The 21,251-nt window shown below is 65.1% G+C and carries 28 protein-coding genes and 1 tRNA gene; 11 read left to right on the top strand and 18 right to left on the bottom strand.

The features are described 5' to 3' along the window. Position 1 precedes the first annotated feature (1 nt). Together BLQ71_RS19345 and BLQ71_RS19340 are read right to left on the bottom strand one after the other, a co-directional pair. A complete protein-coding gene (locus BLQ71_RS19345) occupies positions 2 to 436 on the bottom strand; it encodes a DMT family transporter (RefSeq protein ID WP_074622908.1) in 435 nt (144 codons plus the stop codon). Between the two features lie 11 nt (positions 437 to 447). Further along, on the bottom strand, positions 448 to 858 hold the full coding sequence (locus BLQ71_RS19340) for a PaaI family thioesterase (RefSeq protein WP_043146309.1): 411 nt from the start codon (positions 856 to 858) through the stop codon (positions 448 to 450). A 131-nt stretch (positions 859 to 989) separates the two neighbouring features. Between BLQ71_RS19340 and BLQ71_RS19335 the strand changes: the two genes are divergently transcribed. Both BLQ71_RS19335 and BLQ71_RS19330 read left to right on the top strand, forming a co-directional pair. Then, on the top strand, positions 990 to 1,442 hold the full coding sequence (locus tag BLQ71_RS19335; RefSeq protein ID WP_157923330.1) for a c-type cytochrome: 453 nt from the start codon (positions 990 to 992) through the stop codon (positions 1,440 to 1,442). A gap of 65 nt (positions 1,443 to 1,507) precedes the next feature. Beyond that, on the top strand, positions 1,508 to 1,921 hold the full coding sequence (locus BLQ71_RS19330) for a c-type cytochrome (RefSeq protein WP_043146311.1): 414 nt from the start codon (positions 1,508 to 1,510) through the stop codon (positions 1,919 to 1,921). Between the two features lie 154 nt (positions 1,922 to 2,075). Here BLQ71_RS19330 and BLQ71_RS19325 read toward each other — a convergent pair whose 3' ends face one another. Further along, positions 2,076 to 2,663, bottom strand: a complete 588-nt coding sequence (locus BLQ71_RS19325; RefSeq protein ID WP_074622963.1) for a TetR/AcrR family transcriptional regulator — start codon at positions 2,661 to 2,663, stop codon at positions 2,076 to 2,078. Positions 2,664 to 2,703: 40 nt separating this feature from the next. Here BLQ71_RS19325 and BLQ71_RS19320 point away from each other — a divergent pair, with 40 nt between their 5' ends. From BLQ71_RS19320 to BLQ71_RS19295, 6 genes are all read left to right on the top strand, one after another. Next, complete coding sequence (locus BLQ71_RS19320) at positions 2,704 to 3,063, top strand: hypothetical protein (protein WP_223306313.1); 360 nt, start codon at positions 2,704 to 2,706, stop codon at positions 3,061 to 3,063. Between the two features lie 142 nt (positions 3,064 to 3,205). Further along, on the top strand, positions 3,206 to 4,492 hold the full coding sequence (locus tag BLQ71_RS19315) for a homoserine dehydrogenase (RefSeq protein ID WP_074622907.1): 1,287 nt from the start codon (positions 3,206 to 3,208) through the stop codon (positions 4,490 to 4,492). 185 nt (positions 4,493 to 4,677) lie between these two features. After that, complete coding sequence (locus tag BLQ71_RS19310; RefSeq protein WP_074622906.1) at positions 4,678 to 6,552, top strand: VCBS domain-containing protein; 1,875 nt, start codon at positions 4,678 to 4,680, stop codon at positions 6,550 to 6,552. Between the two features lie 119 nt (positions 6,553 to 6,671). Then, positions 6,672 to 7,646 carry a class II fructose-bisphosphatase gene (gene glpX / locus BLQ71_RS19305; protein WP_074622905.1) on the top strand — a complete coding sequence of 325 codons (975 nt, stop codon included), beginning with the start codon at positions 6,672 to 6,674 and terminating at the stop codon, positions 7,644 to 7,646. A 95-nt stretch (positions 7,647 to 7,741) separates the two neighbouring features. Beyond that, complete coding sequence (gene recJ, locus BLQ71_RS19300) at positions 7,742 to 9,496, top strand: single-stranded-DNA-specific exonuclease RecJ (RefSeq protein WP_074622904.1); 1,755 nt, start codon at positions 7,742 to 7,744, stop codon at positions 9,494 to 9,496. 137 nt (positions 9,497 to 9,633) lie between these two features. Then, positions 9,634 to 9,708: transfer RNA gene (locus tag BLQ71_RS19295), tRNA-Glu, on the top strand. Between the two features lie 12 nt (positions 9,709 to 9,720). Here BLQ71_RS19295 and BLQ71_RS19290 read toward each other — a convergent pair. The 9 genes from BLQ71_RS19290 to BLQ71_RS19250 all read right to left on the bottom strand — a co-directional run bounded on the left by BLQ71_RS19290 (position 9,721) and on the right by BLQ71_RS19250 (position 15,833). Further along, on the bottom strand, positions 9,721 to 10,770 hold the full coding sequence (locus BLQ71_RS19290) for a tyrosine-type recombinase/integrase (RefSeq protein WP_254780726.1): 1,050 nt from the start codon (positions 10,768 to 10,770) through the stop codon (positions 9,721 to 9,723). Between the two features lie 38 nt (positions 10,771 to 10,808). Further along, entirely contained in the window at positions 10,809 to 10,988 is a 180-nt protein-coding gene (locus BLQ71_RS19285) for a hypothetical protein (protein ID WP_074622903.1), read from the bottom strand. Positions 10,989 to 10,997: 9 nt separating this feature from the next. Continuing rightward, positions 10,998 to 11,438 (bottom strand): DUF2190 family protein, encoded by a 441-nt coding sequence (locus BLQ71_RS19280; protein ID WP_074622902.1) that lies wholly within the window; start codon positions 11,436 to 11,438, stop codon positions 10,998 to 11,000. A 1-nt stretch (position 11,439) separates the two neighbouring features. Continuing rightward, entirely contained in the window at positions 11,440 to 11,655 is a 216-nt protein-coding gene (locus BLQ71_RS19275; protein ID WP_074622901.1) for a phage head-tail joining protein, read from the bottom strand. After that, positions 11,655 to 13,418, bottom strand: coding sequence for a prohead protease/major capsid protein fusion protein (locus BLQ71_RS19270; protein ID WP_074622900.1), 1,764 nt, complete (start codon positions 13,416 to 13,418; stop codon positions 11,655 to 11,657). Before BLQ71_RS19270 ends, BLQ71_RS19275 begins: the two co-directional genes overlap by 1 nt. Further along, a complete protein-coding gene (locus tag BLQ71_RS19265; RefSeq protein WP_229754921.1) occupies positions 13,415 to 14,740 on the bottom strand; it encodes a phage portal protein in 1,326 nt (441 codons plus the stop codon). Before BLQ71_RS19265 ends, BLQ71_RS19270 begins: the two co-directional genes overlap by 4 nt. Further along, positions 14,737 to 15,300: a hypothetical protein gene (locus BLQ71_RS19260; protein WP_133066182.1), complete on the bottom strand. Its 564-nt coding sequence runs from the start codon at positions 15,298 to 15,300 to the stop codon at positions 14,737 to 14,739. The genes BLQ71_RS19265 and BLQ71_RS19260 overlap by 4 nt, the downstream gene beginning before the upstream one ends. 78 nt (positions 15,301 to 15,378) lie before the next feature. Further along, entirely contained in the window at positions 15,379 to 15,588 is a 210-nt protein-coding gene (locus BLQ71_RS19255; RefSeq protein WP_074622898.1) for a hypothetical protein, read from the bottom strand. Then, positions 15,585 to 15,833, bottom strand: a complete 249-nt coding sequence (locus BLQ71_RS19250) for a hypothetical protein (RefSeq protein ID WP_074622897.1) — start codon at positions 15,831 to 15,833, stop codon at positions 15,585 to 15,587. The genes BLQ71_RS19255 and BLQ71_RS19250 overlap by 4 nt, the downstream gene beginning before the upstream one ends. A gap of 57 nt (positions 15,834 to 15,890) precedes the next feature. Here BLQ71_RS19250 and BLQ71_RS19245 point away from each other — a divergent pair, with 57 nt between their 5' ends. Genes BLQ71_RS19245 through BLQ71_RS26495 form a run of 3 tightly spaced genes read left to right on the top strand, consistent with a single transcriptional unit; the run spans position 15,891 to position 16,850 of the window. Next, positions 15,891 to 16,142 carry a helix-turn-helix domain-containing protein gene (locus BLQ71_RS19245; protein ID WP_074622896.1) on the top strand — a complete coding sequence of 84 codons (252 nt, stop codon included), beginning with the start codon at positions 15,891 to 15,893 and terminating at the stop codon, positions 16,140 to 16,142. Between the two features lie 2 nt (positions 16,143 to 16,144). After that, positions 16,145 to 16,651 carry a hypothetical protein gene (locus BLQ71_RS19240; RefSeq protein WP_074622895.1) on the top strand — a complete coding sequence of 169 codons (507 nt, stop codon included), beginning with the start codon at positions 16,145 to 16,147 and terminating at the stop codon, positions 16,649 to 16,651. Between the two features lie 55 nt (positions 16,652 to 16,706). Further along, on the top strand, positions 16,707 to 16,850 hold the full coding sequence (locus BLQ71_RS26495; RefSeq protein ID WP_157923331.1) for a hypothetical protein: 144 nt from the start codon (positions 16,707 to 16,709) through the stop codon (positions 16,848 to 16,850). Between the two features lie 155 nt (positions 16,851 to 17,005). On the opposite strand, the gene BLQ71_RS19230 is transcribed toward BLQ71_RS26495, so the two are convergent. From BLQ71_RS19230 to BLQ71_RS27090, 6 genes are all read right to left on the bottom strand, one after another. After that, positions 17,006 to 18,781: a phage terminase large subunit family protein gene (locus BLQ71_RS19230; RefSeq protein WP_074622893.1), complete on the bottom strand. Its 1,776-nt coding sequence runs from the start codon at positions 18,779 to 18,781 to the stop codon at positions 17,006 to 17,008. Continuing rightward, positions 18,771 to 19,091, bottom strand: coding sequence for a head-tail joining protein (locus BLQ71_RS19225; RefSeq protein ID WP_074622892.1), 321 nt, complete (start codon positions 19,089 to 19,091; stop codon positions 18,771 to 18,773). Before BLQ71_RS19225 ends, BLQ71_RS19230 begins: the two co-directional genes overlap by 11 nt. Next, positions 19,081 to 19,578 (bottom strand): terminase small subunit, encoded by a 498-nt coding sequence (locus BLQ71_RS19220; RefSeq protein WP_074622891.1) that lies wholly within the window; start codon positions 19,576 to 19,578, stop codon positions 19,081 to 19,083. The genes BLQ71_RS19225 and BLQ71_RS19220 overlap by 11 nt, the downstream gene beginning before the upstream one ends. A gap of 83 nt (positions 19,579 to 19,661) precedes the next feature. Beyond that, entirely contained in the window at positions 19,662 to 20,276 is a 615-nt protein-coding gene (locus BLQ71_RS19215; protein ID WP_074622890.1) for a DUF6441 family protein, read from the bottom strand. Next, the gene (locus BLQ71_RS26105; RefSeq protein ID WP_133066183.1) at positions 20,273 to 20,458 is read right to left on the bottom strand and encodes a hypothetical protein; all 186 of its coding nucleotides are present in this window, start codon (positions 20,456 to 20,458) and stop codon (positions 20,273 to 20,275) included. The genes BLQ71_RS19215 and BLQ71_RS26105 overlap by 4 nt, the downstream gene beginning before the upstream one ends. After that, entirely contained in the window at positions 20,445 to 21,206 is a 762-nt protein-coding gene (locus tag BLQ71_RS27090; protein WP_074622889.1) for a helix-turn-helix domain-containing protein, read from the bottom strand. The genes BLQ71_RS26105 and BLQ71_RS27090 overlap by 14 nt, the downstream gene beginning before the upstream one ends. Between the last annotated feature and the right edge of the window lie 45 nt (positions 21,207 to 21,251).

Below are 21,251 nucleotides of genomic sequence, written 5' to 3'. Positions count from 1 at the left end.
GTCAGGCGCGCTGGGTGATCCAGACCCCCAGCGCCATGACCGCGATACCCGTCGCCCGGGTCAGGGTCAGGGGAGAGACCCGTGCGCCGAACAGCCCGAAATGGTCGATCGCCGCCGCGCTGATGAGCTGCCCGATCAGCACGAAGAAGACCGCGTTGCCGACACCGAAATGCGGCGCGATATAGGTGACGGACAGAACGTAGAAGGCCACGAGGCAGCCGCCAAGAAGCAGGTGCCGGGGCGCCGAGGCCAGCCCGCCAAAGCCCTTGGCGCCCAGCAGTGCCCAGACCGCCCCGGTCGACAGCAGCGCAACGCAGAACAGGACCACAGCCGCCGCCGCCGGAGACCCGAGCCGCTGCCCCAGCGCCGCATTGAGCGCGGCCAGCGTGGGAATGCCGATTCCCGCCAGCAGCATGATCACCGCGTATTGTGTCATCCCGGATCCCTTCATGATGGCAGGTAGAAGGTGGCGCTGGCGGCGGCCACCGTGGCCGCGTCCGGCAGCCGGATCAGCAGCGCCTCGGCAAAGATCATCGCCCGCCCGGCCTTGATCACCCGGGCGGTGCAGCGCACGGCATCGCCGCGGGCCGCGCTGAGGAAACGCGTCTCGAGGTTGGTGGTGGCCACCGGCTCGAACCGGCCCAGCCGCCCGGCACAGGCAAAGACCATCGCCGTATCCGCCAGCGTCGCCAGTGCCTGGCCGCAGACGATGCCGCCCATGCGGGCGATCTCGGGGCGCACGGGGATTTCCAGCACCGCCTGATCGGGGCCGATCTCGGTGATCTCCGGCTGCAGGGCCTGGACCCAGGGTGCGAAATTCTCTTTCAACAGGTGCTGCGCGGTGGCAGGATCGAGCATGTGGACCTCCCGTCTTTCCGGCGCGACTATGACCGGAGGCGCGGGCACTGTCACGCGCCCTTGGGGGGGGCGGTTCGCCGGGCGGACTTGCAGTCCATGAACCGGACAGGAAGATGGAGCGGGACATGCACATGAGGGTACTCGCCGGGGTTGCGCTGATGACGCTGTCCGGCTGCGCGGTTTTCTGGCCGGGACAGGGGGGAACGAGCCGGAGCTGGTTCAGCCCGTCCCAGGACAGGGTCGACGTGGTGGACCCGGGGGCACGGATCTATGCGGCCAATTGCGCAGGGTGCCACGGGGCAAGGGGGCTTGGCGATGGCGCATTGGGCGCAGACCTGCCCGTGACCCCGCCGGATCTGACCGGATTGACCCTGGCCAACGGCGGCATCTTTCCCGCCGAACAGGTGATGGAAACCATCCACGGCTACCCGGGCAAGTTCCACCGCGGTTCGATGCCCGAGTTCGCGTCCGAACTGGGTGGCCCGGTGGTCGAATGGCGCGCGCCGTCGGGCGAGGTGATCATGACCCCCAGGGGGCTGCTGGACGTGGTGGCCCATGTCGAGGGGCTGCAGGCCGACGGCTGAACGGGCTTGCCGAGGCGCTGGCGCTTTGGCAGGAAGCGGGGAGAGCAGGCATGAAAGGGGCAGGAATGGTCAGAATGACTCTCGGGCTGGTGGCGGCACTGGCGCTGGCGGGCTGCGTCGAGGAAACCGCGATGCCGGGTCCTTCGGATGGACGGTCGTTGTTCATGGAAAATTGCGCGGTTTGTCATGGCGCGGATGGCAAGGGCGATGGACAGATGGCGCGGGCCATGAGTGTCGCGCCGAAGAACCTGACGCTGATCAAGGTGCGCCACGGCAACGTCTTTCCACGGGCCAAGGTGATGTCGATCATCGACGGCTATGCACGGTCGGACCGGTCTGCATCATGGATGCCGGAGTTCGGTGCGCTGCTGGAGGGAGACCTGGTGCCCTATGACAGTGGCGACGGCAAACCGACACCGACGCCGCGCAAGCTGGTGGCGCTGGCGGAATACCTGGAATCGATTCAAGCGGAGCGCTGAGGGCCGCCGGAACGGGACTGTTTGCGGCTTTGCCGCAAAGACGCCCGCCCGCCGACCCTTTGGACAGGCTGTGCCTGTTTGTTGCTTCCGGAGTCACCAAGGAACAGGCTGAGCCCGGGTCCGGGTCCGGGACGGGGGGCCGGACGGCGCGCCGTCAGGCGGAGACCGACTTGCGCACCATGTCCCAGTAGAGATCCTGCACCTCGGGGACACTCAGGCGGCCGTCCGGGCGATACCAGGTGGTGACGCCGGTCAGCATGGCGATCACGGCCAGCGTCGCGAGCTTGGTATCGGCGACCTCGAAACTGCCCTCGGCGACGCCGTCGCTCAGGATCCGTTCCAGCGCGTCTTCGTAGTCGCGGCGCAGGCCTTCGATCACCCGGAAATTCTCGGGCGTGAGGTTGCGCAGTTCCATGTAGGCGATGAAGACCAGTTCCGGACGGTCCAGGTGAAAGGCGATGTGGAACCGGACGAATGATTCAAGACGGGCCTGCGGCGCGTCCTGCGACGGCAGGCGGGAGAGATCGCCCAGCAGGTCGTCCATGTGTTCCTTCATCAGGGAGAACAGCAGCGCCTGCTTGTCGGGTGTGTAGTTGTAGAGAGCGCCTGCCTGCAGCCCCACCGCCGAGGCGATCTGGCGCATCGAGACGGCGGCAAATCCGTGTTCGGCAAAGAGGCGCAGTGCCGCTTCGCGGATGCGAGGGCCGGTGATCCCGGCGTGGCTTCCCTGGGTGCGTGCCATGATGTCATCAATATCTGAACAGGCGTTCAGATCAACCCGGATGCTTGCCAGCCCGCGCGGGCTGGGGCATGACTGGCACATGGCGGTTCGGTTCCATCATCCCCTGCTTTGCGCTGCTGTCATTGCGGCACTGACCGGCTGCACCCAGTTCCCGGAACTGGATGCGCGGCAGACGCCGGGCGTGGCGGACGCCCCCTATCCCGACCTCTTGCCGCTGGATGCTCTGCTGAACGGCGCCGTGCCGAGGGCCACCCCCGGCGAGGCCGCCGTGGTCGAGGGGCGCGTGGCAGCGCTGAAGGCACGGGCCAGCCGGCTGCAACGGGTGGATATCGCGCCGCGCGGTGTCGATGGCCGCCTGGCAAGGCTGCGGCAGAAAGCGGCGGCGCTGCGCGCCGAGTAGGCCCCGGCTGCGGTGTCTTTGCGCATCACTCGGGCGGATGACACGGTCGAAAGCCCGCGCGACGCCGGACGCCCTTGTCCCCGGCGAGGCTTGGCGATAACCCCGACCCGGAACTGACCCCGAGGGAAAAAGGAGCCCGCCCATGTCCCAGCCACTCCGTCTAGGTATTGCCGGTCTGGGGACCGTGGGCACGGGTGTCGTCAAGATCGTGCGCCAGAAGGCACCGCTCTTGACCGAACGCTCGGGCCGCAGCATCGGGATCAGCGCCGTCTCCGCCCGCACCCGCGACAAGGATCGCGGCGTGAACCTGTCCAGCTATGCCTGGGAGGATGACCCGGTGGCACTGGCCACGCGCGAGGACGTGGATGTCTTTGTCGAACTCATGGGCGGCAGCGACGGACCGGCCAAGGCCGCTGTCGAGGCCGCGCTGAAGGCGGGCAAGGACGTGGTCACCGCCAACAAGGCGATGCTGGCGCATCACGGCCAGGCGCTGGCGGCGCTGGCCGAGGCACATGGCGCGGTGCTGCGCTTCGAGGCGGCGGTGGCGGGCGGCATTCCCGTCATCAAGGCGCTGACCGAGGGCCTGGCCGGCAATGACATCGAGCGCGTCATGGGGGTGATGAACGGCACCTGCAACTACATCCTGACCCGGATGGAGGACGGCGGCCTGACCTATGACGAGGCCTTTGCCGAGGCTGACGCCCTGGGCTTCCTCGAGGCCGATCCGCAATTGGACGTGGGCGGGATCGACGCCGGGCACAAGCTGTCGCTGTTGTCCTCCATCGCCTTCGGCACCCAGGTCAATTTCGACGCGGTCGAGCTGGAAGGCATCGGCAGCGTCACCATCGAGGACATTCGCCAGGCCGCCGACATGGGGTTCCGGATCAAGCTGCTGGGCGTCGCGCGGATGACCGGGCGGGGACTGGAACAGAGCATGGCGCCCTGCCTGGTGCCGGCGAACTCTCCGCTGGGGCAGTTGCAGGGCGGCACCAACATGGTGGTGATCGAGGGCGACCAGGTGGGCCAGATCGTCATGCGCGGCGCCGGCGCCGGTGAAGGCCCGACGGCCAGCGCCGTCATGGGCGATGTCATGGACGTGGCACGGGGTCTGCGGGTGTCGACCTTTGGCCGTCCGGCCGCAAGCCTGATCGAGGCCGTCCCGGCCCGCGCCTCGACGCCAGCGCCCTACTACCTGCGCATGACCCTGGCGGACAAGCCCGGGGCGCTGGCCAAGGTAGCCACCGCGCTGGGCGAGGCGGGCGTTTCCATCAATCGCATGCGCCAGTATGGGCACAACGATGATAGCGCCCCGGTGCTGATCGTCACGCACAAGACGACGCGCAATGCGCTGGATCAGGCGCTGGCCGCGATGGAGGCGACAGGCGTCGTCATCACCGCACCCGTGGCGCTGCGGATCGAGGAAGTCTGACCGGCCGGCCCGCCTGCCAAATTGACGTTGCGTAATCAAAGTGTTTTGAAGAAACGCTTTCCTGGGTTAACCTTTCTTCACGATTTTTTGGCTGGCGCCTTTCTTGCCGACGCGGACAGCACGTGTCCGCGTCGGGCCCATGGTCGTGAGGCATGGACTGACGCCAAGGCCCGGGGGGGAAAGCGATGGCCAGGGATACATTTGGCAAGCCGGTCAATGGCACGGACGAAGACGATATCCTGACACCGCCGGACCGGACCGAAGCGACGAAATTCAACGGGGGTGATGGCAACGACCGGATTACCGGATCCGATGAAGACGACGAAATCAACGCCGGTGACGGAGATGACACCGTCGAAGGCGGTGGCGGAAATGACCTGATCCGGGGCAATGACGGCGACGATACGGCGGTCTACCAGGGATCGGTGCTGGATTTCCTGTTTTCGGACGGGCAGGGGAACACCACGATCGTCGAGGATACCCGGCCTGACGATGGCGACGAGGGCATCGATACGCTCAAGCATATCGGCACGCTCGAATTCCCGGATTTCATCTACCATGTCGGGGTCAACAACCCGCCGCTGGTGCGGTTGACCGACCAGACCGCGAACGAGGACGATCCGCTCGACATCACTTTCGACGCTTTCGACCTGGATGGCGGCACGGTGGTGCTGGACAGCATGTCGGTGACCGGCGGCAGCCTGTCCGTGCCGGTCGCGACCCCGGTCACAGTGGGCAATTACACCGGCGTCTCTTTCGATGTGACCTTCGATCCGGGAACCTCCTACCAGGGACTGGCGGTGAACGAATTCGCGCTTGAAACGCTGAGTGTGCAGGTGTCGGATGGTCAGGGCGGCGTGACGATGCTGACCCGGGAGCTGGTGATAGAGGGGCGCAACGACCCGGTTTTGATCGACCTGGCGGTCTCGGATTTCAGCGCGGCGGTGACTGAGGACGACAGCACGCCCTATCTGACCGACACCGGAGAGATCGCCTTCGGGGATGTCGATCTTTTGGACACCCATAGCGTCGAGGTGGTGCTGACCGGCATGGACGGGCCGGTTCAGGGATTCAACGAAGAGGATGCTCTCGGCTTTCTCGGCGTGGTCCTTTCGGACACTGCGGGTGTGGCTCTGGGTACCGCAACCTGGACTTTCTCGGTTCAGAACGATGAATTCCAGTATCTCGGCGCGACTGACGTTCTGACCTTCACTTATGACGTGACCATCAGTGACGGCAACGGCAGCTTCGCGACCGAAACCGTCACCGCGACGATCACGGGTCTCAACGACGCTCCTGAAATCACCGGGGACATCACGGGGAGGGTGACCGAGGACACGATCCTGACTGTTTTTGGCAAGCTTCTGGGCGAGGATGTGGACATCGGCACCGGGCGGCTTGAATGGTCCATCGAAGGGGGCGGTATCGGCGACTACGGCACCATCGAGGTGGACCTCTTCGGCGGCTGGACCTACAGGCTGGAGAACACCAATCCCGAAGTGCAGGACCTGAACCTCGGCGATATGCTGAGCGATATCTTCATCTTCGCGGTCGAGGATGGCGAGGGCGGCCGCACAACGCAGCCCGTCACGATAAATATCTTCGGGCTCGACGACGGCGAAAATGCCATCAACCCGCTGCTGCAGACCTTTGAGAACGGCGTCTCGGGCGGGCCGGGCGGGCTGCGCTTCGCAGGGTCATGGGGGACGGTCAATGCCCTAGATTACCTCAGCGACGGGCGCGCCAACAATCCCTACAATCCCGCGCTGCAATCGGGCATGTTCGTGGCCAACAACAACGCTGGGGACGTCTCGGTCCTGCGCGAAACCAACTTCGATCTCGAAAGCGCCTATTTCACCTCGCCTTTCGCCAGCAGTTTGACGCTGGAGGTCTCGGCCTATGACGATGGTGCGCTGCTAGGCACCCAGACGGTTTCGCTGGTCAGGGGGGACACGACATTCGTCGAGTTCGACGATGCGCTTTTCGACAGCGTGGACGAGGTGCGCTTTGCGGCATCGGGCAATTTCTTCGCCATGGATGACCTTCTGATCATCGGATGACTCCGCCCCTTTCGGCGAATGGGCACAGCCGTCGGTGCAGGCGGTTCTATCCCCTTGCGGCCCTTGCCTGCGGCGGGGTACTCACGAGGTGACGCGGCACTCACGAAGGATTACCGGCGATGTCCACCCCGATCGATTTCAATGACCGAATGTTGTCCCTGGGCCTGGCCCGCGTGGCCGAGCAGGCCGCCATCGCCAGCGCCGACTGGATCGGTCGTGGCGACGAGAAGGCCGCCGACCAGGCCGCCGTCAACGCCATGCGCGAACAGCTCAACAAACTGGACATCAAGGGTGTCGTCGTCATCGGCGAGGGCGAGCGCGACGAGGCGCCGATGCTGTACATCGGCGAGGAGGTCGGCAATGGCGAAGGCCCCGGCGTGGACATCGCGCTTGACCCGCTCGAAGGCACCACGCTGACTGCCAAGGACATGCCCAATGCCCTGACCGTGATTGCGATGGGACCGCGCGGCAGCATGCTGCACGCGCCGGATGTCTACATGGACAAGCTGGCCATCGGCCCGGGTTACCCTGAGGGGATCGTGACGCTGGACATGCCGCCCGCGACCCGCGTGTCGGCCCTGGCCACGGAAAAGGGCTGTGGCCCCAGCGACATCACCGTCTGCATCCTTGAACGGCCCCGCCACGAGGACATGATCGCAGAGGTCCGCGCCACCGGCGCCTCGATCCGCCTGATCACCGACGGCGACGTGGCCGGTGTCATGCATTGCGCCGAACCGCATATGACCGGCATCGACATGTACATGGGGTCCGGCGGCGCACCCGAGGGCGTTCTGGCGGCAGCGGCACTGAAATGCATGGGTGGCCAGATCTATGGCCGTCTGCTGTTCCGCAACGACGACGAACGGGGCCGTGCGGCCAAGGCGGGGATCACCGACCTGGACAAGATCTATGCCCGGGACGAGATGGTGACCGCCGATGTGATCTTTGCGGCCACCGGCGTGACCGGGGGATCGCTCTTGCCCGGGATCAAGCGCGAGATCGGCTGGATCACCACCGAAACGCTGCTGATGCGGTCCAAGACCGGCTCCGTCCGGCGCATGAGCTATCGCAACCCGGTCAAGCACAAGGGGTGAGCGGGGCGGGAGCGGTTGCAGGTTGGGGGCGCTGCCCCCGTCTCCCTGCGGTCGACTCCCCGGGTATTTTTACCAAGAAGAAGCCGGGAGAGGGTTTGTCTTATCTGGGGGTCGAAAGCAGTCTGACCGGGCGGCGCTGGGTCGGTCCCGGCCCCGAGGAGACCCGGCAGGCCGAGGCGCTGGTGCAGCGCACCGGGTTGAATCACGCGCTTTGCGCCGTGCTGGCCCGGTTGGGCGTCGGCGCCGAGGAGGCCGAGTCCTACCTGGCGCCCAAACTGCGCGAACTACTGCCGGATCCGCGATCGCTCAAGGACATGAAGCGCGCTTCGGAGCGGTTCCTGCAGGCTGTGCGAGATCGCGAACGGATCGCCGTCTTTGCCGATTACGACGTGGACGGGGGCAGTTCCGCGGCACTGCTGCTGGACTGGCTGCGGCAGATGGGCCGGCAGGCGACGCTTTATGTCCCTGACCGGATCGACGAGGGCTATGGCCCCAATGTGCCTGCCATGCAGGCGTTGGCCGCCGAACATGACCTGATCATCTGCGTCGATTGCGGCACGCTTTCGCATGAACCCATTGCCGCGGCCAAGGGCGCGGCGGATGTCGTGGTACTGGACCACCACCTGGGGGGTGAGACGCTGCCCGATTGCGTGGCCGTGGTGAACCCCAACCGCCAGGACGAGGATGGCGCGCTGGCGCATCTCTGCGCGGCGGCGGTGGTCTTCCTGATGCTGGTCGAGGCCGGGCGCCAGTTGCGCGAGGCCGGGGCCAAGGGGCCCGATCTCATGGCGGCGCTGGACCTGGTGGCGCTGGCCACGGTGGCCGACGTGGCGCCCCTGAAAGGTGTCAACCGGGCCTTCGTGCACCAAGGGCTGAGGGTCATGGCGGGCCGGGCCCGTCCGGGCCTTGTGGCACTGTCGGACGTGGCGCGGCTGGAACGGGCGCCCGCCGCTTATCACCTGGGCTATGTCATGGGGCCGCGCGTGAACGCGGGCGGGCGGATCGGCAAGGCGGATCTCGGGGCGCGGCTGCTGGCCTGTGACAACCCGTCGGAGGCACAGGCGATGGCCGAACGCCTGGACCAGCTCAACACCGAACGGCGCGAGATCGAGGCCAGTGTCCGCGAGGCCGCGCTGGCGCAGGCCGAAGCGCGCGGGCTGGAGGCGCCGCTGGTCTGGGCGGCGGAGGACGGCTGGCATCCCGGCGTCGTCGGCATCGTCGCCTCGCGCCTCAAGGAACAGACCAACAGGCCCTCCATCGTGATCGGTTTCGAAGGGGACGAGGGCAAGGGATCTGGCCGGTCGGTGCCCGGTGTCGATCTTGGCGCGGCGATCCAGAAGCTGGCCGCCGAGGGGCTGCTGCTCAAGGGCGGCGGGCACAAGATGGCCGCCGGACTGACGGTGCTGCGCGACCAGCTGGAACCGGCGATGGCACGCCTCTCCGAGCTGTTGGAGCAGCAGGGGGCGGGGCAGGGCGGTGCCGCCGACCTGCGCGTTGACGGTCTGCTGATGCCGGGCGCGGCCAGCGTGGAGCTGGTCGAACAACTGGAACGCGCCGGGCCCTTTGGCGCGGCGGTGCCGGGGCCGCGATTCGTGCTGCCCGACATGCAGATCCGCTACGCGCGCCGGGTCGGGAAGGGACACCTGAAGCTGACGGTCTCTGACGGGTTGGGGGCCTCTCTGGACGCGATTCTCTTCTCGGCCTTCGACGGGCCGCTGGGGCCGGCGCTGGAGGGCCATAAGGGGGGCCGATTCCACCTTGCGGGCAAGCTGGACGTGAATTTCTGGCAGGGACGGTCGACGGTACAGATGCGCCTCGACGACGCTGCGCCGGCCTCTTTTCAGGGCTGAAAAGGGGGGCTTTTCGACTTTGTTTCGGGGCCGCGAAAATTTCTGAATTTTGTGCTTGCAAGCACCGCGCGCTTTTCATAGAACCCGGCTCACGCCGCAGCGATGGTCACACAGACAGCGCCGCAGCAGACCAGAGTGGCCCGTTCGTCTATCGGTTAGGACGCCAGGTTTTCAACCTGGAAAGAGGGGTTCGATTCCCCTACGGGCTGCCACTTCCTTCTCTATCATTTTGATTTCCTTCCGTTTTTCGGGGTTGATTGTCCAACCTTTCCGATAGGTTGGACAATTGGGGCGCCTGTCAGGCGGGATAGACCGCTATCAGCCAGCCGCCCTCGATCTGCCTTTTTCGTGTAGGTTGCGCCCTCGGCATTGGTCTTGTGCGCAAGGTAGGCCATGACTTCATCGGGCGAGCCGCCTTCATTGACGATCCGAGTCGCTTGGCCCTTGCGGATGCCGTGAAGGCTGCAATGGGAAAGGCCCGCCGCCTTGCATTGGTCTTTGAACCAGTTTCCCAGAGTCTCGGGTTTATAGGGTAGGCCCTTGCCGTGATGAATCAGCACCAGCACGTCGCCCGGAAGGCGCGCAAGTTCTTCGGCCAGTTCCGGCAAGATCGTGTATTCACCGCCGACACCTGTTTTCCCGCGCTTGTAGGCGATCTTCCCGCCCCGGATGTTGCCCCATGTCATGCGGGACAGATCGGCACGCGCAGCACCTGTGTTGAGCGCCAGAAGGAACACAAGGCGCGCCTTGGTGCCTGGCCCGTGGTGATCTAGGAACCGTGCCATTTCCGCTTCGGTCCAGGTGTGAAAGCCATCTTCCCCTTCGGTCATGCGGTCAGCGGCGCGCGCGGGATTTGTAGTCACGCCTTCGACCTCCTGCTTGATCGCGTAGGTAAAGAGCATGGAAAGGTTCTTGCGGACTTTGTTCGCCGCTGCCGGGCCGGGCTTCTTTGCCATCAGCGCCTCGATGTGGCGGACGCGAAAACAGGCGACTGGCAGATCGCCCGCAGTAGAGCGCAGCCAGTCCAATTCGCGATGCAGGACGCGCCGCGTCGCTTCGGATTTGTTCATGTGTTTAGGGGAGCGAAGGTAGTGCTCAATCAGCCATGCCAGCGAGCCATGCGGCGCGGTTGAATAGCTGGCGGGTGTCCTCACCTCGTCAACTGCTGCCTCGTAGGCAGCGCGAAATTCGGCAGAGCCATAAGGGCCGGTCAAGTAGCAGGAAAAGCCCTTTCGGCGGAAGCGCCACCTCACCTTGCCGTGCCGGTCGGTCACGCGGGAAACGCCGGGATATGGGTTCTTGCGTCGTGTCATCAATCAAGCAAACGGTCACAAGGGTTGGCGGAATCGTCGCTTGGAGAGCCAGCCGGGACAATGGTAATTGTCCCGTTTGGCGCGATGCTGATTTTGCCGATGGTGACACCGGCCTTGACCACCCCAGCGACGTAGCGTGTCAGTTCTGCTTGTTTGATCTTGGCCGGTTGGTTTGCCATCGTCCCGCCTCAGCTTGCGGCCATCAGGCCGGCGTTGACAAGGGCATCGCGAAGCGCGTTGATTTCGGCCGCGCTGCCGGCCGATGCGTCCGCCACGTTCGCCGCCTGCAAAAGCTGCGTGCCTGTCAGGCGCAGGGTTCCGGTGGTCGCGTCCGCGCCGCTGCCCACGGCTTCGGTGGCGGTGCCGATCAGCTGGTCGCCGTCTGCGGCGGTGCTGGTGCAGCGGTCGTTGCCATCGTCCCAGTAAACCTTGTCGCCTACGCTCCACGCCTGGGAACCGATCTTGGGCAGCGTCACCACGCCCGTGGTGCGGATCGCCACATCGGCGCCGTTCGCGGCATCGGTGATCGCCACGCCAAAGATGGAACCGACCAGCACGCCGTCGCCAGAGGATTTCGCCGCGGGCGCCGCCACGGTCACGTTGATGCCGTCAGAAAGAAACGTCTTCATGTCACAGCCCTTTCGAGGTGGAGAAACTGATTGTGCCGGGGCGGGACGATCCCGCCGCAGCGATCCGCCGGTCGAGGTCCGCAATCGCAGCGGCGATTTCGGAGTCGGATCGGTATTCGACGGACTGGTCGCCAAGCTCCGTCTTTCGGACGCCACGGGCGCGGGCCATGACCAGCTTGTCCCGCAGCGTTTCCAGTTCGGTCACATCGACGGCCATCAGGCGCCCGCGTTCTTGTACCAGCCGCGATAGTCGACCCAGCCACATCCGAAATCGAGGCGGACTTTCATTTGTACGCCGTCGACCTCGAAGCCCTGCTTGGTCTCGATCTGCGGGCCGGGGGAGCCTTCGAGGTAGGCGTATTCCAGCCCGTCGATGCTGGCCGGGTCCGCTGCGACGTACCAGGCGGCGGTGTCTGTCAGGCGCACGTCCGTGACCAGCGTCAGGTTCTCGAACGGGTTGACGTCCGCCGTCTTGGTGGCGGCAATCTGTGCCAGGACCTTTTCGGCGGTGGTTTCCTCATCCGGCGGGACCAGGACAAAACGCGGGGTCACGTCGATTGCTTCGTCTCCGATGCCGGTTTGCTTGCGCATAGCTAGGCGCGCCGCTGCAAGCGTCGTCTCCGAGATCGCGGCGCCCGACCCGGCAAGGTTGGCGTGGTCCGCGTGGAAAACAGCGGTGCTGTCCGCCATCGCGGGGTTGGCCTCGATCTTCGCGGCGAGCTGGGCCACCTCGAAGGCGCGCGCGGCCCGGCCCAGCTTGGCGGGGATCTGCGAGAAGGCGCCCAGGTCGTCGTTGATGAGCGCCTGCCGGGAAATGGCGAAGATACGCCCGAAGGTTTCGACGCTGTAGGTCTCCTGCGATTCCTCGATGGTGCCATGCTGGAATTCGCCGCCCTCCAAGACCTTCTGCAGCTCGGGGCCCTCACCGAATTGCAGGGCCCGCTTGGCGCGGAAGTCGCGGGCCGTGGTCTGGCGAGCCAGTTGGCGAACGCCTTCCGGCGCGGCCATGTAGGCGCGGCGCAACTCCCGCCCGGTCGCATCGCCCAGGATCAGCGAGAAGTCCGAGGTGCTGTGCAACGCGCGGGTGATGACGGTATCCGCCGCCATGCCCGTGGTGCGCATCCCGGAGCGGTGCAGGCAGTCGCGGGCAAGGTCGAGGGTCGTCATGCCCGCCCAGGCGCGAGCCGGTTCCGAGATTTCGTGATCCGGGTGCGACCGCGCAAAAAGCGCCTCACCGGCCCGCGTGGCGATCACGGCGGGGTCGGTGTTGTCGGTGCCGATCTGCGCCCGCGTGGTGCGCGTCTGCGTCTGTGTGCTGCGCTGGCGCATGGCCTCGAAGGCGGCGGTGCGGGCATCCTCTGCGGTGGCCTCCGCGTCGATCTGCGCGTCGGCCCAGGCGCGGGTCAGGCCCGCCGTCTCGGCCATCTGGCGGATTTCCGCGTTGACCTCGGCGCGGGTTGCCGTGGTGGTGGCGGTGGTCTCCGCCGTCTGCTCGTCTGCTTCCATGCCTGTATCTCCTGCTCGGAAGTGGGCGCCCGGATCAGCGGGCACGGGCACAATGGACACCTCTAGCGGTGTCCACCGCGTTGCGATGCGGATGCGCTGTCCGCCTTCGGTCTGGTCCTTCCAGGCGCCGACCGTGTAGCCCATCGACAGGCCCCGCAGGGTCCCGTCTGCGATGTCGGTCAAGACTGAGGCCGCAGCGTCATTGCTGCGGAACCGGATGCGGACCCAAAGGCCCTCTGGCCGCTGTTCTGCGGCTTCGATCACGCCCAGTTGGTCGCGGGTCGAATTCGCGCGGTGCGCGTCCAGGACGGGGGCGCCGACCAGGCGGGACAGATCGGCGCCGCCCAGCGGCAGGCGCTCGATGAATCCCCGCCGCTGGACGTCCGCGCCGGTCGAGACAATGGCTTCGACGGTGCGTGTTTCCTGACTTACGGTCGAGGGGGCAGGGGCCAGGGATCGAATATGGATGGTCATGCGGCTTGGCCTCCTTCGGCCCGGTCGCGGGCGCGTTCTTCGTCCAGTTCGTCAATGTCGCGGCCACGGCCCGCGACCACCTCTTCGCGGGATTTCAAGCCCGCCTCGATTGCGGCCACGTCCGCAGACACTTCCTTGGCGGGGTCCACCCATTGCCATCCGGGGGCGACGAAGCGCACCGGCAGATAGTCGGGCAGGGGGGCGTCAATTTCACCGGACAGCGCCCGAATCTCGATCCAGCGCCGCCAGAGCGGGGCAAGGAATTGCCCTTCGATGAGCTGGCGTTGCAGCATTTCGGCGCGGCGGCGGAATTCCAGCAGGCCCACGCGGGCGCTCGAATAGTTGGCGTCGGACAGATCGCCGGTCAGTTGCTCGAAGGTCAGGCCCGCGCCCGCCGCGACTTCGCGGTCCTGGCTGCGCATGAATTCGACAGCCTGGGACAGGCCGCTGCCGGGGTTCGAAAAGGTCACGTCCGCGCCGGGGGGCAGGATGCGCATGGCGCCGGGTTCCAGCGCCACGTTCAAGGTGCTGCCGTCCTGCGTGCCGTCGAAACCGGCAAATGTGCCGTCAGGGTCGCGGACGTAGCCGGTCAGCAGCGAAGCCGTCTTGAGCTGCATCAGCAGGGCGTCGGATGCCTCGTCCCGGTCGCGCAGTTTCAGCAGGACGGGGGAGAGCCACGACAGGCCGCGCACCTGGCCGGGGAAGAGCGGGTCGAAGACGTGCAGCATGTCGCGCGCAGGGACGCGCACCGGGGCGTCATAGGTGACAAAGGGCGTGCCCGGTGCCTCGGGCAGGACGTGATAGGCGACAACCTCGTCCTGGGCGTCGAATTCGATGCCCGCGACGATCCGGCCACCGCCGCCCAGGTCGCGGTTGACGGAGGGGTCGATCTGCTCGACCGGCAGGAGCTGCAGCCGCAGGGCGCCGTCCTCGGTCAGGCGCAGGCGGACAAAGGCTTCGCCGTCGCGGACCAGGGATCGGCAGAGGGGGACCAGAACCGGGCCTGTAAGGGCCTCGAAGCTGGCATTCAGCGGGCGCGCGACCTCGGGGTCGGGGTGCCGCGACCGGGCCTGCCATCCCTTGCCGATCAGGGCGGCGGTCCAGGTCTCGACAATGCGGGCGCCGTGCGGCGTGTTGACCGATGCGGCACCCGCGCGCTGCGCGGTCAGGCCGCGCGCGGCCAGCGTGGAATTCTGCGGCGCTCCCAGGACTGGCGATCCCTGCCAGCGCCGCCCACCGCCGCCGGACTCGATGCCGGAACGGCGGAGAAAGCGCGTCAGCTGACGACCGACTGAGCGCTTTATTCCGATGAGTGGTTTCAATCGGGCCACTCCTCGTAGAGGTCGTAGGCCTCAGAAATGCCTAGGGCGACGGCCTTTTGGCGGACGAAATTTGCGGCGCGCGTGGCGTTGGCCAGAACAACACGCACGGCGCGTGTCGAGCGGCCCGTGTGGCTGATTACTTGCCCAACTTTCTTATGGACGTCCGGAAGAGCGCCCCCGTACCATTGCGAGAAGCGAAGAATTTCGCCTTGGTCGAGGAAGTGGCCTTCCTCGAAAACGACAACGCCAGCCCAGAGTTCTTCCTTAACCAGCATGTCAAGCGGGTGAGGCTGGCCTTTGCTGCGTTCCATCATCATGACGTTAACGACAATATTGCAGGCATCGGTCGGGGTGATCGAGGCATTTTCAGTTTCGCCCTGCCCGATCAGATCGAGAAACAAGCGCAGGCGGAACGCGTCATCCAGCGAATAGTTGGACTGGCGAGAATCGGCATCGTCGGCAGAGCCTTTGATGATCGGCAGTTGTTCGCGGCGACGTAGCGTATTGAACCGATGCCGATCCAAGTCCGTGCAGTAAAGGAGGGCCGCAAGTTTCATCATTGTCTCCTGACAAGTTGTGTGTTCACTTGACCACATCTTGCCGGATGGTCCGTTTGTGGTCAAGTGAACACTTTTGGTCTACTCCACATCCCGCGCCAGTTCCTCGCAAAGCTGCGCGATCACCTCGAAGACGCTGCCCAGGGTGCCGGGCACGTCCTGAAGGTTGACCAGGCTGTCAGAGGCGGCCAGCCCGGCCTTGGCGAGGTTGGCAATCTGGTAGGCCTTGTTTTCCGGGCCGATCTGGTTGGGGCCGTAGATGGTGCGAAAGCCCTCTTGCACGCTGGTCATTGGCATAGCTTGATCCGTCCATGCTTGGTGCGGCGTTCCAGTTCGGACAGTTCGTCGCTCAAGTTGCGGAGCGCACAGCGGGCTTCGTTCAACAGGAACAGCACGGGCGGCGTGTTCTTCAAGGTCAAGGCGTCCAGCGCTCCTCCCAGGAGGTAGGCGGAATAGATGAGGCTTTCGGCGTTCGAGCAGAGATCGTAGAGATCGGATATAGCGGGGCCGGTCCCGCAGGCGGGGTCATTGGGCATTGTCAGGGTCTCCTGAATTGATATGATGCCAAAAGTATCAACACAGGGGCTTGATGGGTGTCAATACCAAAAGTATCAATTGAGCAAGTGAAGGCGGCTCGCGCGCTGCTGCGCTGGTCTCAAAACGATCTTGCCGATGCATCAGGAGTATCCATCCCGACGATCAAGCGTCTGGAGTCTGCGACCGGACCTCTCGGAGGTCGAGTCGATACCGCTGAGGCGATCCGTGCCGCTCTCGAAACCGCCGGAGTGGAGTTCATCGCGGAGAACGGTGGCGGTGCTGGCGTAAGGTTGAAGTACAGGAGCTAGATTTGCTTGAACGAATAACTGGAGAAGGCTGGGACAAACTGGTCTTGGAGTGGGAAGAAGAGTGCAGCTCGTTTGAAGAGGACTTCGGTGATTATGCCGTAGCCTCCTTGCCTGTTCTTGCGGAATTGGCCCGCGCAGCGCCGCGGCGTGACGCTGCGGTTTACGGTCTCATGAGTGACGGCAAGGTGGACGTGGTATGTCAGGCCAATTCGACGCTGCTGCCGGGGTACACGGGGAAAGTACTTCGGGTGCGTCATATTGTCCTCGCTCCGCGCTTCGACTTTTCTGAGGACATTACGATTGAGGCTTACACTGAGACCCTTGCAAATGTTTTTGCAGGAGTGCTGGGGCTTGCGGACGACGTAATGCCTTCGGACCACATCAAATTTCACCTAAAAAGTCCTGCGGAAAAATCCTTCGGTGGCGCCTTCACAGATGCCTTGAGCGGGCACCCCGCGTTCTCCCTTGTTGCCATGAAAGGGTCTTGGATTTACCTTTCCAAAGTATAATTGACCTATGAGAATTCTTGTGATGACACTGCAACCAAGCTTTTGGGAGGCAACCATGACCAAGCTCGAACAACAGCAAGCTGCTGTATCTATGGCTGTGAGGGCCGCAATGCACAAAATAGGCTTCGATTTCGTGAAGCGCTCCGAGTTCTTCGGAACGAATCAAGGGCGGCAGAACGCTGTGAAGCAGGCGGCATAGCTTTCCTTCGAAGCACGCTTGAAGTGATTACCCCGCTTTCTGCGGGGTAATTTTTTTTGTGTTCAACACCAAGCTCAAGCGAGCACGTACGCTGGAACCGCAAACCTTGATGCGTCTCAGCTCTTTGAAACCGGGCTGCCAAGGTGTTTCTGCTCTCACCTCTTCATCCATTCCGATTGCAGCACCGGGGCCGTTCGGCGCGGCTGCACCTTGGCCTGAGCCAGCTCGGCCCGCCTGCGTTCCCAATCGGGGTTGATGATCTGCCGCGCAGCAAAGCCGTAGACGGTGCAATCCAGCGCCTCGGCCCGGCGTCCTGGGATACGTTCGAACCGCCGCACCGGCTGGCCCCGGAGATAGCTCATAACCACCCGTTCGCTTGCCAGTTGCTCGTGCCAGACGCGGGGCAGATCGCCGGACAGGCGGATGGTGTTGCCGCGTGTCAACCGGCCAAAGATCAGCGTCTTGCCGGTGTCCACGCCGACGATCCACAGCCGGGCGCCGGTCTTGGTCTTCGATCCCGCGCGCTCGATCAGCGGACGGTTGCCCGGTGCCCCCTTGATCGCCAGCACCTTGCGCCGGGTTCTGGGCATGGCAAAGCCCGTGACCGCGTGCATGGTGGTGCCGTCGCCCGCGTCGATCGCGGCGGCGTCCAGCGTGATCCGCCCGCCCAGGGCGTGCGGGAAGGACTGTTTCAGCAGTTGGTCCAGCTCTGACCAGGTGCCCTCATCGTCCCAGGCGCCCCAGACGATCCGATGCCCCAGGACAAAAGCGGTGCCGTCCTCGGCCCAGCCGATGAACGTGGCCTCGATCCGGTCATGCTGGACGTCGCAGCCCGCCGTCAGGGCCAGAACCTCGGGCGGCACCGCCTCAAGGCCCCAGTCCTCGGCCCGCTCTGCCAGCGCCTCGTCGTCCAGCTCGTCGCCTTCGCCGCGCCAGCCCTGGCCCAGGATCGTGTTGACAAAGGTCTGCAAGGTGGTGGGATCGTCCTTGGCCCCGATGAATTCCCGCGCCAGCCGCGCCCAGGAGGCGTTCGTGTGAAGGCTAACCAGGGCATTGAGGCGAAACCCCGCGTGCCCCTGCACATGCGGCTGTGTGGCCCGCCACGCGCCGCCCGCGACCATTGCCGGCTTGTGCCGTTCCTCAATCTCAGCGCGGCAATGCGGGCAGCACCATCGCGCCGACTCGGGTTTGCCTTCGTCCCAGATGATCGCGTCCCAGAGGATCTCTGAAAAGGTGCCGCAGGCCGGGCAGGGGACCTCGAAGATCCGCGCGTCGGACTGGGCGTAGGCCCGCAGGACATGGCTAGTCTCTTGATGTACGGGCGTGCTGCCCAGGACGATCTTGCGGTCCGGGAAGGACAGGGTGCGGCGTTCGGCCAGCAGGATCGGAGAGCCTTCGGCGGTGGCTTCCATGCCGTCCGCCTCGTCGATGAACAGGACGCGGACGTTATGGCGGCGCAGGTTGCGGGGCGCCCTGGCCGCGACCACTTTCAGCGAACCGCCGGGGAAGCGCCGGGACAGCAGCGTGTTGCGTTCGCCTTCCTCGCGGTCTTCGCCCAGGGCGTCGGCAACGGCGGTCGAGGCTGAGAAGATCGGTTCAACGTCGCTGACCATGTAGTCGCGGCAATCGGCCTCGGCGGGCAGCAGGCAGAGAATGGGCGCCGGGTCGTTGGCGACATAGGCCGCGGCGGCAGAGGTCAGCAGCGTTGTGAAGCCCACGCGCACCGGCTTGACCAGCGTCACACGCTCGACCTCCGGGGCGCCGATGGTGTCGGCAATCTCGCGCTGGAAGGGCCAGAGGCGGACGGGGCCGGGCTGGGCGCTGACGCCTTCGGGCAGGATCACGTTGCCCTCGATCCAGTCGGACAGGCGCAGGCGCGGCGGCGGGATCAGGGCGCGCAGGGCGCGTGCGCGGACGGTCTCAATCTCCATCGGGTCGCGCCTCGATTGCCCAGGTGTTGCGCCTGGCGTCCCGCATGGGCTGGCCCTGCACCGTGTAGGTGTTCCCGTCCAGCGTCAGCACATCGCCTGCGGCAGGGTCTGCGACGTCAGAGACCAGCAGGAGGAACCGGCCAGCCGTCGAATGGAAGTCGGCAAAGCCGATGCTGGCATTCACATCGGAGAGGTCGGGAATGACGCGCAGGGAAACGGGTGATCCCCACGCGGGTGTGTAGGTTGCATCAAGTCCAAGGGGGCCGTCGAAGAGGTCGGCGGACATAGTGGTGAAATGGTCAGTCGGCATTGTCGGCCAGCTCCGTGAGTGTGTCGCGCAGCGCCCGGTCCAGCGCGGTCAGGGCGTCGGGGTCGAGGCTGGGCAGGTCGGCCCGCAGGCGCGACGGGATCGCCATGAGGCGGGCGCGCATCTGGCGCAGCGTGTCCGACCAGGTACGCTCGACCTCGGATGCCTCCACCAGCTCGCCGCGCAGCTTGGCGTTCTTCAGCGCCTGGGCGTCGGCCTGCTCGCGGGCCAGCCGCGCGCGTTCGCCGGTGAGGGTCAGGACCTGGCCTTCGTCGCCGCGCCCGGATGCCACGCCGCGCAGGTGTTCGACGTAGCGGCCCACGGTCTCGGTGAGGTCGTAGGCGTCATGTCCCAGCTTGACGGCGAGGTCGCGCTTGACCAGGCCGGTCAGGGCAGCGGGGGAGATACGCAGGAGGTCGCAGAGGTCGGACCCTCCGATCCGGTACGTCCCATCGTCACCCAAAAGGGGCAGCTCTTTTAGCAGTCTCATTCTTTATCCCCTTGATTTTATTTGCAAAGGCTAAAACTGCGGGCCTCGACCACCCGTATACGCTTGGCGTCGGAAGGACCCGCTCACCGCCACAGCACGTCGATGCGATGGGGGATGGTGTCGGCAATGGCGTTCGCCCGGTCGAAGAGACTGAGGCGCTTGCGCAGCTTCACCTGTGGCAGCAGGACGAAGACGGGAACGCTGGCCCGGTTGCGCCCCGTCTTTGACCGGGACTTGACGGCCAGCCCGCTCTTGCTGAGCCGCTCATCGGCGACCAGCAGGGCAGGCATTCCGGGGCGGTGGACATAGCGCAGTTTCGTGCCAAGGCGCCGCTCGATGAATTCGGGCGTGACTCGGCCACCACCTCGCCGATTGCCTGCCGCTGGCAACGGAATGGCGAGAAAGAAACCGTGCTGCGAGCGGATGAGCGCGCCCTCTTCGAAGGATGCCAGGATATCGTCGGCGTTGGTCCAGATCAGCGCCGCCGGGTCCGAGCTATGCGTGTGTGTCGGGTAGCGTCTCGACCGGACGGTATTGGCAAGTCGGTTCCCCAATCCTGCGGATCGGATATCGTCGCGCCAGTCCTCTTTGATTTCCTTGGCGATATCATCCATGACCGCCATGTGCGTGCGATCCAGCATCTCGATATCGCGCTTGACGATCTCCCCCAGGTCGGTGGCCGTGATGGTCAGTTTCATCGTGCTTTCCTTGCGAGTTGCGCCAGCTCATTGGCGATTTCCGATTTCTCTTCGTGGAAGCGGTGAGGGTCGCGGTGATCCGGGCAAAGCCGGTGAACCCGTCCGGCCAGTGAGGCCAGCGCTTCGCGGGTGTCCGTCTCCAGAATTTGGAGGCGGCGCGTGGCGGCGTTACTGCGCTGCATGGCGTGCCGCCTCCCCGTCCAGGAGCGAATTGAAGTATTCGCGGGCCTCGCGCTCGGTCTCCGGGCACGAAGGGGGGAGGTTAGACGGCAGGTGAAAGAACGTGCCTTTTCTTTCGTCGCTCACGATCGGGAAGTTTCGCAACGGCGGGTAGCCGTTGGCCTGAAGCCACCGTCCCCATGCGCTTGTCGCCTGCCAGTTGTCTTCTCTGACCAGGGAAGGGCCGGGATAGTTCCTTCCGAGGAAGGTATGCGAGCGCCAAGCGCGCACCTGCGCGCCTATGGTTCTTACAAGGTTCCTATCATTATTATAGGAGGGGGCAGATTTGCACCCTTTTCCACGCAGATTTGCCCCCTTTTTCGCTGTGCAATCGGGTGCAGATTTGCCCCCTTTTTCGGGGGAGGCATGTGGCCTTGGAACGGGGCGTTCGGCGGCTTGCGTCTGGGCCGCTACCGGCATTCGCACAACCTTTCCGGGCGAGAGGAAAGTGAAGCTCGATTTCTTGCCCCTGCCACGGCCTGCCACCTTGGCAAGCCAGCCCTCACGCTCCAATTCCGCCAGACTGCGCTTGATCGTGTCCAGGGACATGCCAAGGTGATCGGCCAAGGTCGAGCGGGATGGGTTGCATTGCCCTGTGTCCCCGTTGGCAAAGTCCAGGGCCAGCACCTGGGCGACTAGCCTTGCGGTCGAAGATAGGGCGCGACACGCGCGAACGTGCGCCGCCCATTCATAGCGCCAAGCCTTAGCCATGATGCACCTCATGGCTTGCGCTAGAGCGGGGTTTGGGGGTATGAA

The sequence above is a fragment of the Antarctobacter albus genome, assembly GCF_900101505.1.
Classification (GTDB): Bacteria; Pseudomonadota; Alphaproteobacteria; order Rhodobacterales; family Rhodobacteraceae; genus Antarctobacter; species Antarctobacter albus.
The sequence above is the reverse complement of the archived record's forward strand: the minus strand, read 5'-3'. Positions and strand labels throughout refer to the sequence as shown.